The following is a 16,557-nucleotide window of genomic DNA, read 5'->3' on the forward strand; positions in this document are numbered from 1 at the left end:
TTAAAATGAAACATTCCATTATAAAATATAACTTTTCTCTACTTGCTGTTTTGTTCTTGTTATCAATAAATCTGGTAGAGGCACAAAGCAAAAAAACAGCTAAGGTATCCAAAGAAAATACGGCGTATTTATTTGCCTATTTTACCGGAAACGCTAAAGCAGAAGAAGCGATCCGTTTTGCGGTGAGCACCGATGCTTACCATTACAAGGCTTTAAACAATAATAATCCAATCATTTCTTCCGAAAAAATCAGCAGTACCGGAGGTATACGCGATCCACATATTTTGCGTGGCGAAGATGGCAAAACCTTTTACATGGTGGCTACCGATATGGTTTCGGCTAATGGCTGGAATTCGAACAGGGCAATGGTATTGCTTAAATCAAATGATCTGATCCATTGGACATCGGCAGTTGTTAATATTCAAAAACGTTTCCCAAATAACGAAAATCTGCTACGTGTTTGGGCTCCACAGACCATTTACGATAAAACTGCCAAAAAATATATGGTTTATTGGTCGATGAAGCATGGCGAGGAGCCTGATAAAATTTATTATGCTTACGCCAATGCAGATTTTACAGATTTGGAAACAGCCCCAAAACAGCTCTTTTTTAGCCCAACCAATGGTTCTTGTATTGATGGCGACATTATTTACGATAAAGGGAAATACAATTTATTCTTTAAAACAGAAGGAAATGGCAATGGCATAAAAAAGCAGTTTCCCATCAACTCACCACAGGTTATGTGCAGCAGGATAAATATTTACAACAAACAAAAGAGGCTGTAGAAGGAGCTGGTGTTTTTAAACGGAACCATAGCGACGAATATATCCTGATGTACGATGTATATATGAAAGGCCGCTATCAGTTTACCAAAAGTAAAGATCTGGCAAATTTTAGTGTAGTGGATCAAGGTATTGCCATGGATTTTCACCCAAGGCACGGAACTATTTTGCCTATTAATCAACAAGAGTTAAACCGGTTGCTCAATCACTGGTATACTGTCGAATCTGTTTTGCAAAGCGCACAGAATAAGGCAATCAACCAAAATAATATTGTTTTAGATAGCGTGAACCAAAAACTTTATCTGCCTGTAAATTATGGGACAGATTTAAAAGCCTTTGATCCGCAGTTTAATACCTTTAATCAAATCGGTATCGCACCAAAAGGGAAATTAGATTTTACTAAAGGCCCTGTAAAAATTAAGGTAAGTATTGCCAATCAACAACTTAAAACTTATTTGGTAAGTGTTGCTGTATCCAATAACCCAGTTTTAAAAGGTTATTACGCAGATCCGGAAATTTTATATTCCAATAAAACAGGCAAATATTACATCTATCCAACCAGCGATGGTTTTAACAACTGGAGTGGTACCTATTTTAAAAGTTTTTCATCAACTGATCTCGTTAACTGGAAAGATGAAGGTAAAATATTAGACCTTGAAAAAGATGTTTCATGGGCGAAAAAGAATGCCTGGGCACCTACCATTATCGAAAAGAAAGTAAACGGCGCTTATAAGTATTTCTATTATTTCACAGCAGCACAGAAAATTGGAGTTGCTGTTGCTGATCATCCGGTCGGTCCGTTTAAGGATAGTGGTAAGGCTTTGATTTCAAGCAAACCAAAAGGAATAAAAGGTGGTCAGGAGATCGATCCTGATGTATTTAATGATCCTAAAACCAACAAAAGTTATCTGTATTGGGGAAATGGGTATATGGCCGTTGCACCATTAAATGAAGATATGGTTTCGATTGATACCAATGAGATTAAAGTTATTACACCAAACAACGGTTTTAGAGAAGGTACCGAAGTTTTTTATCGTAATGGAAAGTATTACTTTTTATGGTCTGAAGATGATACACGGAGCGAAAATTATCGGGTACGTTATGGCTTTTCTGATTCGCCTATAGGAAAAATAACCATTCCGGAAAATAACCTGATTTTGGCAAAAGATGTAACACAAGGTATTTACGGAACAGGGCATAATAGTGTAATCAAAGTTAAGGGAAAAGATGAATGGTATATGGTTTACCATCGTTTTACCCGACCAAAAGGAATCTCAATGGGGAGTGCTGCAGGCTACAACCGCGAGGTTTGTATCGATAAAATGGAATTTAATACTGATGGAACCATTAAACCTGTAATACCAACGGTAAACGGCATTAAACCAATACACTAATGAATTTAAAATTGTATCAAGTGCTTTTCTTATTGTTGTTTTTTAGCAGCACAGCTGTAAATGCGCAAACTTCAACTTCAAAAGAGGAAGTGCTCGAAATGATCAACCGCGCAAATACCTATTGGCAAGGCACCAATAAACCCGAAGTACGTGCTTTTTGGGATCATGCTGCTTACCATACCGGAAATATGGAGGTTTATGGAATTACCAAGAACGAAGCTTACCGTAAATATTCAGAAGATTGGGCCGTTTATAACAAATGGATGGGCGCAAAATCAACTGATAAATCCAACTGGAAATATAAATATGGCGAAACAGATGAGCATGTGCTGTTTGGCGATTGGCAGATCTGCTTTCAAACCTATACCACTTAAAACCCGAAGAATATAAAATTGCAAGGGCAAAAAAGGTAATGCAATATGAAATGAGCACACCCAATAACGACTATTGGTGGTGGGCCGATGGTTTGTACATGGTAATGCCTGTTATGACCAAACTTTATAAAGTAAGTGGAGACCAAAAATACCTCGATAAGCTGTACGAATATTTTATGTATTCGAATAGCATTATGTACGATAAAAAGGAAAAACTTTATTACCGGGATGCCAAATACGTTTATCCGAAGCATAAAAGTGTAAACGGCAAAAAAGATTTTTGGGCAAGAGGCGATGGTTGGGTGTTTGCAGGTTTAGCGAAAGTGTTAAAAGATCTGCCCCTTAACGATCTACATTGGAACGAATACCTAAGTAAGTACATGAATAGAAACCTGCTTGTGTTGCTGTTTGGTTTAGCAGTAGCCTTTTCGAGTTGCAAGGAAGAAGAAATTGTTCCATTGGAAAAAAATACCAATCCTCCCGGAAAAGTGTCCAATGTTTCCGTTACCAATGGTGCAGGCAATGCAACCATTACCTTCAGCTTACCTAGCGATAAAGATTTATTGTATATAAAAGCTGTATACAATTTAGCCAACGGCCAACAAATGGAAGTGAAAACTTCTTATTATGGCAATAGTTTATTGGTAGAAGGATTTGGAGATACCAATGAGCATGAGGTGAAAGTATATAGTGTAAACAGAAGTGAAACCGCTTCAGAACCTGTTATTGTTAAGGTTAAACCACTGGAAAACCCAATTTGGGGTGTTTACAGAAGTTTAAAAGCTTTGGCGGGATTAAACTTTAAAGGCACTAACCCATCAAAAGCCGATCTGGCCATAGAGGTTTTGGTTTTATCGAAAGGTAAATATATATCAACATCAAAAAATATTTATACCGCCGCTATAGATATCGATCAATCCGTTAGGGGCTTAGACACTTTAAGCCAAAAATTTGCCATAACCATTAGAGATCGGTGGTTAAACTATAGCGATACGCTTTTTACTACATTAAAGCCACTTTACGAAACGGTTTTATCTAAATCGACCTATAAAGAAGTAATTTTGCCAACAGATACTCCTCAAGAATATTCAAACACGGGTGTAGCTAAAATGTGGGACGGAAACATTATCGATTGGCCTAGTGTATGCTTAACCAAAACCACAGTATTAACGCCGCAATGGGTAACTTTTGATCTGGGTAAAATTGCCACGCTTAGCCGTATTGTGGTTTGGAATTATCCCGAATACCTTAATGCTGGCCGTACCTATTATTACGGTGGCAACTTAAAAGATTTTGAAATCTGGGGTACCGATAACCCACCTGCTGACGGAAGTTTTAATAACTGGGTAATGTTGGGTAAATACAGCTCTCAAAAACCTTCTAAAAGTGCTTATGGTGTGCAAACAAGTGAGATTATGCTTTTGCAAATGCCGGCATAAGCTACAATTTTGCTGTAGGCCTTAAAAAAGTAAGGTATATCCGCATAAAATCTATTAATAATTGGCAGGGTAACACATTTATGAGTGTATCAGAGGTTCAACTTTATGGAGACCCAAGATAGAGGCAATAACTTAACAGAATTTTAGAGATGAATAATCAAAAAATAAATATAAGAACCATAAAACTAGCTTTTATGATCCTGTTGGCTGGCGCTTACCTCGCCTGTATAAAGGCCGACGACTATAAAAAAATTACCGAAACGGGAGAGATTTCTTACACTGGGAAATTGGATTCAGTAAAAGTAATGTCTGGAAATAATAGGGTGTACATCCGTGGGTTGTTTCTTGCAGATCCAAAAGTGACGCAGTGTAAAATCTTTTGGAATAATAAAGCCGATTCTGTCGTTATCCCCGTAAAGAAAAAATATCCCATCGATACGTTGAAATACTTTGTAGAAAATGTAAAAGAGGGTGTACAGAATTTCGAAATCTATACCTATGATGGTGTTGGGAATAAATCAATTCCGGTATACAAAACGGGGAGGTCTTATGGCCAGAGGTATCAATCATCCTTGTTTAACCGGCCAATAGAATCCGCTTTTACTGATGCAAGTGGGCTAACTAAAATTACCTGGCAGGGAATGGACCGTTTAACAGGTGTGTTTGCTACTGAAGTAGAATACACGAACCTGAGTAATGTAATTAAAAAGATCAGAGCTAAAATTGATGAGACAACAACTTCTATCTCAGGTATTAAGCCAGGTACCACACTTAGGTACCGTACGTTGTTTTTACCTGATACCGTTTCAATCGATACATTTTCAACTGCTTTTCAAACACAACGGGTAGGAGCCGATATCACCTCAACCTATTTTAAAAATAAAGGTAATCCATTCTTAGCTGCTGCAAGTGGTGGCAGATGGCGTAATATTGCCGATTGGACCGTTACTGCAAATATTAAAAATCATGGTGGTTTAGGTGGCTGGTGCTCGGATCAAGGTGGCTGTTTGGCAATGGAAATGGGTTGGGATGGCACTGCACAAATTACAAATGGTAAAATATACCAAACTTTTACGCTTCCGGCGAGCAGCTATAGTTTCGAAATTACCATGGCTAAAAATGAAGCAAAGGATCCGGTTTACATCTTAGCAGCAGCTGGTAATACCCTGCCAGATGTGGCCGATGTATCAACTTCATTGGGGTATACCAATTTTGTAAATAATAAATTCCAGTTTACATTAACACAATCAACTACAGTTTCAATAGGCTTTCTTGCCACGATGCTAACGGCATCAGGAAATCAATTCTGGATTGTAAAAGAAGTAATGCTTAAATCACTTTAACGTATTAAAGTTAATTGCTTATTCTCTGGGTTTTATCAAAACCCAGAGAATTTTTTATTTAAGAATAATGTTAAATTAGTTGATCAAAAAAAACTTATGCCAAATAGAATCCCATTCACCCTTATTGTATGGATAATTATTTTAATCCAATCCTGCGCTATAAACAAGGATCACAATTTTTCAAATACTTATGTTAAGGAAAGTTATAAGCTAATTTGGAGTGATGAATTTAACAAAAATGGCGCTCCAGATCCAGCCAATTGGGATTATGAGAAAGGTTTTGCCCGTAACGAAGAGCTACAATGGTATCAGCCCGAAAATGCTTTCTGCAAAGATGGCAAGTTGATTATCGAAGCGCGAAAAGAAGTAAAACCTAATCCGCTATATGTAGAAGGAAGCAACGAATGGCGTAAAAAACCAAAAAATATTGAATATACTTCAGCCTGTATCATTACTAACGTTTACAAAGCTGGCAGTATGGTCGATTCGAAATGAGAGGAAAGATCGACATTTCAGATGGGCTTTGGCCGGCATTTTGGACACTGGGCGTAAAAGTCCGCTGGCCTGCAAACGGTGAAATCGATATTATGGAATACTACCGGGGAAAATTATTGGCCAATATTGCCAGTTTAGGACCCGATAAAAAGGCGAAATGGTTTAGTAACACAAAAGCCGTGGCCGAATTGGGTGGAAAAAAATGAGCAGCTGAATTTCATATATGGCGCATGGACTGGGATAGCGAAGCCATCAGTTTATTTGTAGATGGAATGCTTTTGAACAAAACGCTATTAAGCGATCTTAAAAATGATAACGGCTCAGATTTCCATCCTTTTAAACAACAACATTACATCTTGTTTGATCTGGCAATGGGCGGTATGAACGGCGGCTCGTTAAATGAGACTAAATTTCCCAATAGGATGGAAGTCGATTATGTTAGGGTATATCAGAAATAGATGCCTTTGAAATTGTCGCCCTGAGCGTAGTCGAAGGGCTGAAACAAGTCCAGGAGGACGACCGCGTTGTAAATAAGAAGAGGGTGTATCATAAAGGCGATTTCACCTCAGATGCTGTCATGTTGAGCCTGTCGAAACACCTTAGAGGGTATTTAAGCGGGTCCTTCGACAAGCTCAGGATGACAAATCTATCTTTATGATACAAGCTCTTCTATTATATTTCTAAGAATTAATGTTGAACTTTTATTTCAGTTCTTCTGTTCACCATTCTACCTTCTTCACTATCGTTCGAGCTGATCGGTTCTTTTTCGCCATGACCAACAACAGTAAAATTACTGCCGTTTAAACCTGCGTTTATAAAGTACGATTTTACGGCATTTGCACGGTCGATAGAGAGTTGCATATTGTGATCGGGTGTACCCTCAGCAGATGAATGTCCGTTAAGTACAAATTTGGTGCTAGGCGATTTTTTCATTTCCGCCACTGCTTTATCCAGGATAGCGAATGATGAAGTTTTAAGTACAAACGAGTTAAACTCAAACTGGATATTATCTAAGTTGAAGTTGGGTTTTTCAACTGGAGCCGGAGCTTCTTCTTTCTCTGGGGCAGGCGCTGTTTTTTTCTCTTCTACTGGTGGTGCTGGCTTTTCAATAGGTGCTGGAGCTGGTTTTGCTACCAGTTTTTTTGTTTTACAAGAATACATTGTAAGGGTAAACAAGGCGAGGAGCGCAGTAAATAAAAGGTTTTTGGTAATGTTCATGTTTTAAGATTAATTTAAGTTTATTGGTGTGTTTGTTGCCCAAACATACCAATAAATGATTACAGCTATAACGATGTTTTTTTTAAGAACTTATGTTTAGTCTGTTAATCCTCGAAATTTAACAAACACTTTTAGAACCAATTTTGCCTTAAATAATTGCAATCAGTGCTCTTTTCTTTAAGCCCGGACATAGAAATTTGAACAGTTTATTGCTATAAAGCAATTAAGAGAAATTGATCTGGTAAAAAATATTTAAACCTTTAAATTTGGCATTAAGTTTAAGAACGCCTGCGAATTAGCATGGTATTTCTTTTTATCTAATTTAAAATAGAATGCTCCTTTTTTAGAACCTGTTCTATCTTTTTCAGCCAGCTTAATCAATAGTCCGGTTGAAGTAATTTTACGGCTGAAATTCCTGGTATCGATTTTAGTATCGTTTACTTCCTCAAAAAGTATATGCAATTGTGGGATGGTGAATTTTTTAGGTAGCATCTCGAACAAAATTGGATGAAGGGCAGCCTTATATCTCAGTTTTTTTCGGGCATCAGCAACCATTTGGTTGTGATCAAAAATAAGTTTTGGCCTATCGTTGATCAAAAACCATTCTGCCTCGTAATCGTCATTTAACTGTGCCTCATATTTATGGATATCAATAAGGGAAAAATATCCAACAGAAAGTGTTCTTTCAATTGGGTCGCGGTCAGGTTCTCCATAAATCTGCATCTGCTCCAGGTAAACACCTTCCAAACCTGTCATTTTTTTGAGTACCCTGTTCGCTGCATCGTCTGGACTTTCATTTGCACCCACAAAACCACCCATTAAACTCCATTTGTTTATTTCGGGTTCTAAACCCCGTTTAACCAACAGAATTTTAAGGTGTTCACCGTCAAACCCAAACACTATGCAATCAACAGCAACCAGGTAATGTGGCTGCCTAGAATATTCAATCATTTTTTATCTGAGATTTTAAAGGGCTTAATATGTTCAAATTTTCACGAAAATAAAAATTATTATTAATTGTCGTTTTGACAATTAATAATAATTTTATAATTTGCCGGCTTAGATGGGTTAAGCTAAATGCTTTCTTTTCTCTAACCAATTGAAAATATAAGATGAACCAAACATTCGAACTCGATAGTAATCCGCACACCAGGTTAAATATATTAACTGGCGAATGGGTTTTAGTTTCTCCGCACCGTACTAAAAGGCCCTGGCAGGGCAAGGTTGAAGATGTAACACCTGATAACCGTCCGGAATATGACCCTAAATGTTACTTATGTCCTGGTAATGGCAGGGCAGATGGCGATAGCAATCCAGAATACACCGAAAGTTTTGTTTTTACCAATGATTTTGCTGCGTTGCTTGAAGATACGCCTGCAGGTAATATGAACGAAGATGATTTATTGGTAGCCAATAATCAGAAAGGGCTTTGCCGGGTGATCAGTTTTAGCCCGAAACACAACCTCACACTTCCCGAAATGAGTGTCGAAGCCATAACTGCTGTGGTAGATGTTTGGCAAAATGAATTTAATAGCCTTGCCGAAAATGATTGGATCAAATACATCCAGATTTTCGAAAACAAAGGCGAAATAATGGGCTGTAGTAATCCACACCCACATGGTCAGATCTGGTCGCAGAGCGATATTCCATTAGAAATTGCCAAAGAAACCGAACGTCAGAAAACGTTCTATGCTATTTACAGAAGAAGTTTGCTTGGCGATTACTTAAAACTGGAGCAAAAGAAAAAAGAGCGTATAGTATTCGAAAACGATCATTTTGTGGTACTTGTACCTTTTTGGGCAGTTTGGCCTTACGAAACCATGATTATCAGTAAACGCCATGTAAATAGCATTAAATTATTTACAGAGGCTGAGAAAAAATCGCTAGCTGAAGCCATTAAGGTATTAACAACCAAATATGATAACCTGTTCGAAACCTCTTTCCCATACTCTGCAGGCATGCATCAGGCACCAGTAAACAATGGCTATTACCCTGAATGGCACTGGCACATGCATTTTTATCCACCATTGTTGCGCTCGGCATCAGTTAAAAAGTTTATGGTCGGTTACGAAATGCTAGCTAACCCTCAACGTGATATTACCCCTGAGTTTGCGGCTAACCGTTTAAAAGAAATGTCTGCAACCCACTATAAAATCAACAAAACTGAAGACTAAAATATTAAATAATGAACGCACAAGATCTAAAAAATACTTTCAAAAGACTTTTCAATGCTGAGCCGATTTTAGTGCGTTCGCCTGGAAGGATAAATATTATTGGCGAGCATACCGATTATAACGGTGGTTTTGTAATGCCTGCTGCTATAGATAAAGCCATTTATGTAGCCATATCAAAAAGAGAAGATGATGAAATACATTTATTTTCGGAGAGTTATCAGCAATTTGATATTTCATCGATCAAAAGCCTGAAAAAATCAGAGAACAGTTGGGCTAATTACATTTTGGGTGTTGCCGATCAGTTAAAAGAAAGAGGCCATCAGTTGGGTGGCTTTAATTTTTATATCGATGGTGACGTGCCTTTGGGTGCTGGTTTATCGTCGTCTGCTGCTGTAGAATGTGCTACCGGCTTTGCGCTCGATCAACTTTTTTCACTTTCCGTTCCGAAAATGGATATTGCATTGATTGCACAAAAGGCAGAACAGACTTTTGCTGGTGTTAACTGTGGAATTATGGATCAGTTTGCCTCTGTATTTGGCAAGAAAGACCAAGCCATTATGCTCGATTGCAGATCGATGAAACACATTTATATCCCATTAAAATTAGATGGATATAAACTTTTGCTTTTAAATACGAATGTAAAACACGCACTTGCCGATTCTGCCTACAACAAAAGAAGATCACAGTGCGAACAAGGTGTTGCCTGGGTAAAGGAGCATTATCCAAATGTAAGTATGCTTCGTGATGTAGATTTAGCCATGTTAGAAACCCATGTTAAACCAAAAGATCTGGAAGTTTACACCAAATGTAGTTTTGTAGTGAAAGAAATCGGCCGTTTATTAACCGCTGCGGAGCAACTGGAAAATGGTAACCTGCAAGGTTTGGGTAAACTGATGTTCGAAACGCATGAAGGTTTAAGCAAAGATTACGAAGTGAGCTGTAAAGAATTAGATTTCCTGGTTGATGCGGTTAAACCTCTTGATTATGTATTAGGTGCCAGAATGATGGGCGGTGGTTTTGGTGGTTGTACCATCAATATTGTTAAGGAAGAAAAAATTGCTGATTTAATTGAGGCGTTATCTTCAAAATACTTACTACAGTTCGGACTCAAGCTTGGTTCCTACACTGTTCAAACTGATAACGGAACCAGCTTATACAGCTAAAATTTAAATAACCAAAGGTATACTAACCAAAATAAATCAATGAAACATAATTTACTAGACACGAAGGATTACATTGTATTTGCAATTTACTTCGTTATTGTGGCCGCTTATGGGCTCTACATTTATAACAAGAAAAAGTCAGAATCTACAGGTTCTAAAGATTATTTTCTTGCTGAAGGCTCTTTAACCTGGTGGGCAATCGGCGCATCGTTAATTGCATCTAATATTTCTGCAGAGCAGTTTATCGGTATGAGCGGATCAGGCTTTAAAATGGGATTGGCCATTGCAACCTACGAATGGATGGGCGCATTAACCTTAGTGGTTGTTGCGGTATTCTTTATTCCGGTTTACCTGAAAAACAAAATTGCTACAATGCCGCAATTCCTACATCAGCGTTATAACGGAACGGTAGCCATGATAATGGCTGTTTTCTGGTTATTACTTTATGTTGTAGTTAACTTAACCTCGATCCTTTACTTAGGTGCTTTAGCAGTAAGCAGTATTTCTGGTTTCGATTTAAGTTTCTGTATGTACGCCATTGCAGGTTTTGCTATTATTATTACGCTGGGTGGAATGAAAGTTATTGGATATACCGACGTTATTCAGGTGTTTTTCTTAATTCTGGGTGGTTTGGCCACTACCTATTTGGCTTTAAACTTAGTTTCTACACACTATGGAACAACAGGTATTTTTGAAGGTTATAGCTTAATGACTTCAAAGGCTTCTGAACATTTTCACATGATTTTAAAGCCAGATAACGAAAATTATATCGATTTACCTGGCTTAAGCGTGCTTGTAGGCGGTATGTGGATTGTGAACTTAAATTATTGGGGCTGTAACCAATACATTACTCAACGTGCTTTGGGTGCTAACCTGGAGACTGCCCGCGGAGGCATTCTTTTTGCTGCATTCTTAAAATTATTAATGCCAATTATTGTCGTGTTACCAGGTATTGCAGCTTATGTTTTATATAAAGATGGTGCCTTTCAAGCGGAAATGCTACAAGATGGATCAGTAAACCCAGACCGTGCATATCCGGTATTACTGAATTTACTGCCCGCCGGATTAAAAGGACTTTCGTTCGCTGCATTAACCGCTGCAGTGGTAGCCTCTTTAGCAGGTAAAGCAAACAGTATTGCAACTATTTTTACTTTAGATATTTACAAGAAAGTATTAAAGACCGATGCTACCGAGAAAAATTTAGTAACAACAGGTAAGATTTCGATTATTGTAGCGATGATTCTTGGCGTATTAATTGCACCACATTTAGGAATCGATAAAAAAGGGGGATTCCAATATATCCAGGAGTATACAGGTTTTGTTTCTCCAGGTATTTTTGCCATGTTTATTTTAGGTTTCTTTTGGAAAAGAACAACTTCAAGTGCGGCACTATTCGCTACCATCGGTGGTTTCGGTTTGTCAATTTTACTTAAATTCTTACCTAAACTTACCGATCTTTCATGGTTATCAGGAATGGGTTTCTCTGTTAAAAATGCAACGGGTGTTTACGAAATTCCATTTTTAGATCGGATGGGCTTTGTATTTGTATTCTGTATCCTTGGTATGGTGATCATCAGTTTAGCGAGCAACAAAGTTAAGGCAGAAGCTAAAGGACTGGCTATCGATGCTAAAATGTTCAAAACCTCTACCAGTTTTGCAGTAGGGGCTTTAATCATCATCGGATTATTGGTTGCACTTTATAGTGTATACTGGTAAACGATAATGTATAAAATAGGAAAGGGATAAAGTCATTAGATTTTATCCCTTTTTTTGTATAACGCCGAAATTAAGTCGGAAAGAAACCTTTGAACCATGTTAAAAGATCTCTCCTCCAAAGGAGTTCCTTCGGAACACTACGGTCGAGATGACGATACTCCACGGAAGCTCATTGTCACTACAATACTTTTCTTAAGCTTATGACCATTGGTATTAGATTTAAGGTAGAAAAACTTAATGTCCTTAATTCCTTAATAACCTGAGTTCGATTATTAAATCTCATTTTGTGGCGTTTTAATCAAGTTTTCTGTTAAGACGGTCGTCACCCTGAATTTATTTCAGGGTCTTTCACGCTAAAAAGATGCTGAAATAAATTCAGCAGGACGATAAAGCGGGATTAGGCGTAAATAAGATATAATTTTCAGCAAATAATTATCGAACTCAGGTTAATAATAAAACTAACCATCGTGAAAGATCCTGAAAGAAGTTCAGGAAGACGCTCGCATTTAAATTTAAACCTTAATGTTCTTAATTCCTTAATGATAAAACTAACCATCGTGAAAGATCCTGAAAGAAGTTCAGGAAGACGCTCGCATTTAAATTTAAAACCTTAATGGCCTTAAAAGCGGCATCGTAAAGCAATGGTGGGAGGAATATCAAAAATATAATTTCAGGATTAATGTCAATTGGTGGCAAAGATGGAACAAAACCCACCGCTATTCCAGCTATAATCAATAAAATAGGATAGGGGATTTTAATTCGATCGGCTACAGCAGAAAGGCCAATCATCACAGCTAAAATAAATATTACAATGGCATAATTTTCCATATCGGCAAAACGCGTTTAATAGAAGTCGAAACACTTACTTGCAAAATATATGTTTAGAACTGGATTAAAAAGTTTCTGGCCGAAATAAATTAATCGATGAAACGAGGGAATGTCTTGAATTCTACTGCGATAAATGCGGTTAAATTAGAAGGATAAAACTTTAATGTCCTTCAATTCTTAATGATACAATAAAAAAAGAAAGCATGGATGCATTGCTAAAACGAGATAATACCGTTTTATAATACGGAAAAATTACAGAGGAAGAATGAAAAATATAGATTAAGAGTGAATTAGCGCTGTAACCTAGGCCTTTTACTCTTAAAAGGTTGGCTGGTTTTTGGCTTTGCCGCTTGAACACCACTTTCCTCTTCCGATATTTTAACTGTAATTACATTGCCTTTAAAAGTTTCTCCATTTAAGGTAGATACAATGTTTTTAGCATCCGGTAAACTGTATATTTCCAAAAAAGCATAGCCTTTACACTTGCCAGTAGCTCTATCACGAACAATTTTAATCGTTTCTACCCTACCATGAAGGCTAACCAATATCGCCAAATCCATCTCTTGGATATTGTCAGGAAGGCCACCTATAAAAATCTTAACCATTAATTCAGTAATTTGAGAGAACATCCGATTAAATCAAGCTTAAATCAAGAATTGTTCTTTTAGACTTGCAAAATAAGCAAAATGATATTCTTACCCAAACTAATTAAATGAATTTTGCCTCATTTTTATCATAAATTTGTGAAGAGCAGGCATATATATTGATGTTGACAGACATAAAATGTACATTCGCTTTCTAATCATCAAAAAATAGGTTAAAATATGAGCATCTCTAAGTTAAAATCTATACTCATTATCGCATTATTCCTCTTCAGTTCGCTACTAGTACAGTCAAAAATTTTATTGCCGTCAGTATTTAGCGACAATATGGTTTTGCAGCAAAAAACAAATGCGGCCATTTGGGGTAAAGCCACAGCTGGTAAAGCCGTTAAGATAACGGTTTCGTGGAATAAAATTAATTATGGGGCTATTGCAGATGCCAGTGGCAATTGGAAAATTAAAGTGGCAACGCCAGGTTACGGCGGGCCATATTCGATCACCATTTCCGATGGAGAATTATTGGTGCTAAACAATGTATTAATAGGGGATGTTTGGATTTGCTCAGGCCAATCGAATATGGAAATGCCTTTAGCGGGGTGGGGAAAAATCCTTAACCACGAAAAAGAAATTGCTGATGCTAAATTTCCAAATATCCGTTTATTACAGGCAGAACATGTTACCAGTAGTTTTCCACTTAACGATGCCAAAGTGACTAATAGTGGTTGGCAGGAATGTAACCCAAAATATATTGCTGAGTTTTCTTCTACAGCCTATTTCTTCGCCCGCGAAGTGTATGAAAAAACTAAAATCCCTATGGGCCTAATCCATACTTCATGGGGAGGAACAATTGCTGAAGCCTGGACAAGTGCCGAATCGCTTAAAAAAATGACCGATTTTTCTGCCGCAGTTGATAAGATCCAAAAAACAGCTAAAAATCAATCAACAGTTTCTTACGAAGAAAAACTGCAGAATTGGATTAAAATGACAACCGAGAAAGATTCCGGTTATCAGGCTGGAGAAACAAAATGGGCTTTGGCAGAAACTAAAAACTGGAAAAGCATGACTTTGCCGACTTTGTGGGAAGATGCAGCCCTTAAAAATTTTGATGGCATTGTATGGTTTTCAAAAAAGATTAACATCCCCGAAAACTGGGAAACAAACGGCGCTAAACTTAATTTAAGTACAATTGATGATAACGATATTACCTTCGTAAACGGAGTAAAAGTGGGTGAAACGGTAGGGTATAATGTTGGTAGAACATATACGATACCTGCAAATCTGCTCAAAATAGGTGAAAATACGATTACTGTTAGGGTTTTTGACAGTGGTGGCGGCGGCGGTATATATTGTGACGCCAAAGATTTGAGCTTAACAAACAACACGGCAGAGAAAATTTCTTTAGCTGGCGACTGGAAGTATAGAGTGGGGGTAGATTTTAAAAATATTGAAGCTAAACCTTATGAAGAAAATGGTCCTAACAGACCAACCGTTTTGTACAATGCGATGATTCATCCTTACCTGCAATTTTCAATTAAAGGTGCCATTTGGTATCAGGGAGAAAGTAATGCCGATAGAGCTTACCAATACCGCGAATTATTTCCAACGATGATTAAAGATTGGCGCCAGAAATGGGGGCAGGGAGATTTTCCATTCTATTTCGTTCAACTGGCCAATTTTATGCAGATTGATCATTCTCCTGTAGAATCTGCCTGGGCGGAGCTTAGAGAGGCCCAACAAAAAACACTTACACTACCGAATACAGGTATGGCTACCATTATTGATATCGGTGATGCAAAAGATATTCACCCTAAAAACAAACAAGAGGTGGGTAGAAGGTTAGCCTTAATCGCCCTGGCTAAAACATATGGTCAGAAAATAAACTATTCCGGTCCCATTTATCAATCAAATAAAGTAGAAGGAAAACAGATCCGTTTAACTTTTGGCAATACAGAAAATGGATTAAAAGCCGTAGATGGTGCAGCACTAACCGGTTTTGCCATCGCTGGAGCAGATAAGAAATTTTATTGGGCCAAAGCAAGCATCCAGGGGAATCAGATCATCGTAAGTAGCGATCAGGTGGCAAATCCTGTAGCAGTTCGTTATGCATGGGGAAATAATCCTGTGTGTAACCTGGTTAGTAATGATGGCTTGCCGGCATCACCTTTCAGAACAGATACCTGGCAAGGCCTTACCTTTGCAAAGAAATAATTGGTAAAAATTTGTGCAATGTGTGTGGTTAAATCCGTGTAATGCAGGCAATATTTAAAGTTACGCTATTCTTTGTGGCTTACTTTATATTTTTACTAGCTAACCGGAAATTATGCCAAATATTTTATCAGACCAGGAAACCATTCTCCTGATTGCCGACCTAGAAGAAAAATTATTAGATGGATTTAAAAGAACAGACCTGAAGATACTCGATTTATTGTTTGCCGATGGAATGCTTTTTCATGATCAATATGGGAATGTGTTGGATAAAGAGATGGATCTGGATGTCTACCGGAGTGGCATGATCAAAATTACCAAAATCAATGTATCCAAACGGGAAATACGTGTTTTTGAATCTATTGTTATTGTTTCTGCAAGTCTTTTTATTAAGGGAAGTTATTCAAATATTTTACTTAACGGCAAATATCAATGGTTAAGGGTTTGGGGTAAAGTGAGAGAAGATTGGAAAGTAATTTCTGCCAGCTGTACAAGCATTTCAGTATAAAATATTTGCTTAAAAATAAGAACGGGGAATAACCAATGGCTATCCCCCGATTCTAAATTAACGCTCTCTAGATCTAATATAGAACTAATCTCAGTTTCAACCAAAAGCTTGATAAGCGAACGAGGTCAATGCTTACCCTGGCAAGTTAAAAATAGGTATATATCACAATCTGGTGTAAACCTCCAGGCTTGCAAACTGTATAATTTTTTACCTTTCAATTTATTATTTTCAGCGCTTAGGTTTGCTTTAACCAACTTAACATTGCTTTTTGAACTGTTTGAATATAAGATTACTAAATCGTTTTAATATTCGCTCA

Annotated in this window: 16 protein-coding genes and 1 pseudogene; 13 read left to right on the top strand and 4 right to left on the bottom strand. The window is 37.5% G+C overall.

The annotated features are described in order from the left end of the window. Nucleotides 1-5: 5 nt before the first annotated feature. From AW17_RS24905 to AW17_RS25385, 8 genes and pseudogenes are all read left to right on the top strand, one after another. On the top strand, nucleotides 6-785 hold the full coding sequence (locus AW17_RS24905; RefSeq protein ID WP_245235045.1) for a glycoside hydrolase family 43 protein: 780 nt from the start codon (nucleotides 6-8) through the stop codon (nucleotides 783-785). Continuing rightward, the gene (locus AW17_RS10970) at nucleotides 743-2,176 is read left to right on the top strand and encodes a family 43 glycosylhydrolase (protein ID WP_245235046.1); all 1,434 of its coding nucleotides are present in this window, start codon (nucleotides 743-745) and stop codon (nucleotides 2,174-2,176) included. The genes AW17_RS24905 and AW17_RS10970 overlap by 43 nt, the downstream gene beginning before the upstream one ends. Then, entirely contained in the window at nucleotides 2,176-2,550 is a 375-nt protein-coding gene (locus tag AW17_RS25265) for a glycoside hydrolase family 88 protein (protein WP_051691766.1), read from the top strand. The genes AW17_RS10970 and AW17_RS25265 overlap by 1 nt, the downstream gene beginning before the upstream one ends. Continuing rightward, nucleotides 2,517-4,111, top strand: a pseudogene (locus AW17_RS25270) (DUF5000 domain-containing lipoprotein). The gene AW17_RS25265 and the pseudogene AW17_RS25270 overlap by 34 nt, the downstream one beginning before the upstream one ends. Nucleotides 4,112-4,138: 27 nt before the next feature. Next, nucleotides 4,139-5,332 carry a DUF4998 domain-containing protein gene (locus AW17_RS10985; protein WP_029276331.1) on the top strand — a complete coding sequence of 398 codons (1,194 nt, stop codon included), beginning with the start codon at nucleotides 4,139-4,141 and terminating at the stop codon, nucleotides 5,330-5,332. 96 nt (nucleotides 5,333-5,428) lie between these two features. Next, nucleotides 5,429-5,827 carry a glycoside hydrolase family 16 protein gene (locus AW17_RS24635; protein ID WP_051691768.1) on the top strand — a complete coding sequence of 133 codons (399 nt, stop codon included), beginning with the start codon at nucleotides 5,429-5,431 and terminating at the stop codon, nucleotides 5,825-5,827. Beyond that, complete coding sequence (locus AW17_RS25380; protein ID WP_051691769.1) at nucleotides 5,824-6,033, top strand: family 16 glycosylhydrolase; 210 nt, start codon at nucleotides 5,824-5,826, stop codon at nucleotides 6,031-6,033. The genes AW17_RS24635 and AW17_RS25380 overlap by 4 nt, the downstream gene beginning before the upstream one ends. 24 nt (nucleotides 6,034-6,057) lie before the next feature. Then, nucleotides 6,058-6,285, top strand: a complete 228-nt coding sequence (locus AW17_RS25385; RefSeq protein ID WP_051691770.1) for a glycoside hydrolase family 16 protein — start codon at nucleotides 6,058-6,060, stop codon at nucleotides 6,283-6,285. Between the two features lie 229 nt (nucleotides 6,286-6,514). Here the strand turns inward: AW17_RS25385 and AW17_RS11005 are convergent, their stop codons facing one another. After that, nucleotides 6,515-7,045 carry an OmpA family protein gene (locus AW17_RS11005; RefSeq protein WP_029276332.1) on the bottom strand — a complete coding sequence of 177 codons (531 nt, stop codon included), beginning with the start codon at nucleotides 7,043-7,045 and terminating at the stop codon, nucleotides 6,515-6,517. 252 nt (nucleotides 7,046-7,297) lie between these two features. Next, nucleotides 7,298-7,996, bottom strand: coding sequence for an NUDIX hydrolase (locus tag AW17_RS11010; RefSeq protein ID WP_029276334.1), 699 nt, complete (start codon nucleotides 7,994-7,996; stop codon nucleotides 7,298-7,300). A 161-nt stretch (nucleotides 7,997-8,157) separates the two neighbouring features. On the opposite strand from AW17_RS11010, the gene AW17_RS11015 reads away from it, so the two are divergent. From AW17_RS11015 to AW17_RS11025, 3 genes are read left to right on the top strand one after another with little or no spacing between them, the layout of a single operon-like run. Continuing rightward, nucleotides 8,158-9,219, top strand: a complete 1,062-nt coding sequence (locus tag AW17_RS11015; protein WP_029276336.1) for a UDP-glucose--hexose-1-phosphate uridylyltransferase — start codon at nucleotides 8,158-8,160, stop codon at nucleotides 9,217-9,219. A gap of 11 nt (nucleotides 9,220-9,230) precedes the next feature. Beyond that, a complete protein-coding gene (locus tag AW17_RS11020; protein WP_029276338.1) occupies nucleotides 9,231-10,382 on the top strand; it encodes a galactokinase in 1,152 nt (383 codons plus the stop codon). A 39-nt stretch (nucleotides 10,383-10,421) separates the two neighbouring features. Next, nucleotides 10,422-12,098 carry a sodium/sugar symporter gene (locus AW17_RS11025; protein ID WP_029276340.1) on the top strand — a complete coding sequence of 559 codons (1,677 nt, stop codon included), beginning with the start codon at nucleotides 10,422-10,424 and terminating at the stop codon, nucleotides 12,096-12,098. 528 nt (nucleotides 12,099-12,626) lie between these two features. On the opposite strand, the gene AW17_RS11030 is transcribed toward AW17_RS11025, so the two are convergent. After that, nucleotides 12,627-12,926, bottom strand: a complete 300-nt coding sequence (locus AW17_RS11030; RefSeq protein WP_029276342.1) for a cation:proton antiporter domain-containing protein — start codon at nucleotides 12,924-12,926, stop codon at nucleotides 12,627-12,629. A gap of 290 nt (nucleotides 12,927-13,216) precedes the next feature. Next, the gene (locus AW17_RS11035) at nucleotides 13,217-13,531 is read right to left on the bottom strand and encodes an RNA recognition motif domain-containing protein (protein WP_029276343.1); all 315 of its coding nucleotides are present in this window, start codon (nucleotides 13,529-13,531) and stop codon (nucleotides 13,217-13,219) included. Nucleotides 13,532-13,750: 219 nt separating this feature from the next. Between AW17_RS11035 and AW17_RS11040 the strand changes: the two genes are divergently transcribed. Both AW17_RS11040 and AW17_RS11045 read left to right on the top strand, forming a co-directional pair. Beyond that, nucleotides 13,751-15,736 (top strand): sialate O-acetylesterase, encoded by a 1,986-nt coding sequence (locus AW17_RS11040; RefSeq protein WP_029276345.1) that lies wholly within the window; start codon nucleotides 13,751-13,753, stop codon nucleotides 15,734-15,736. 112 nt (nucleotides 15,737-15,848) lie between these two features. Further along, nucleotides 15,849-16,241 carry a nuclear transport factor 2 family protein gene (locus AW17_RS11045; RefSeq protein WP_029276347.1) on the top strand — a complete coding sequence of 131 codons (393 nt, stop codon included), beginning with the start codon at nucleotides 15,849-15,851 and terminating at the stop codon, nucleotides 16,239-16,241. Nucleotides 16,242-16,557 lie beyond the last annotated feature (316 nt).

The sequence above is a fragment of the Pedobacter borealis DSM 19626 genome (genome assembly GCF_000708285.2).
In the GTDB taxonomy this organism is placed as follows: domain Bacteria; phylum Bacteroidota; class Bacteroidia; order Sphingobacteriales; family Sphingobacteriaceae; genus Pedobacter; species Pedobacter borealis.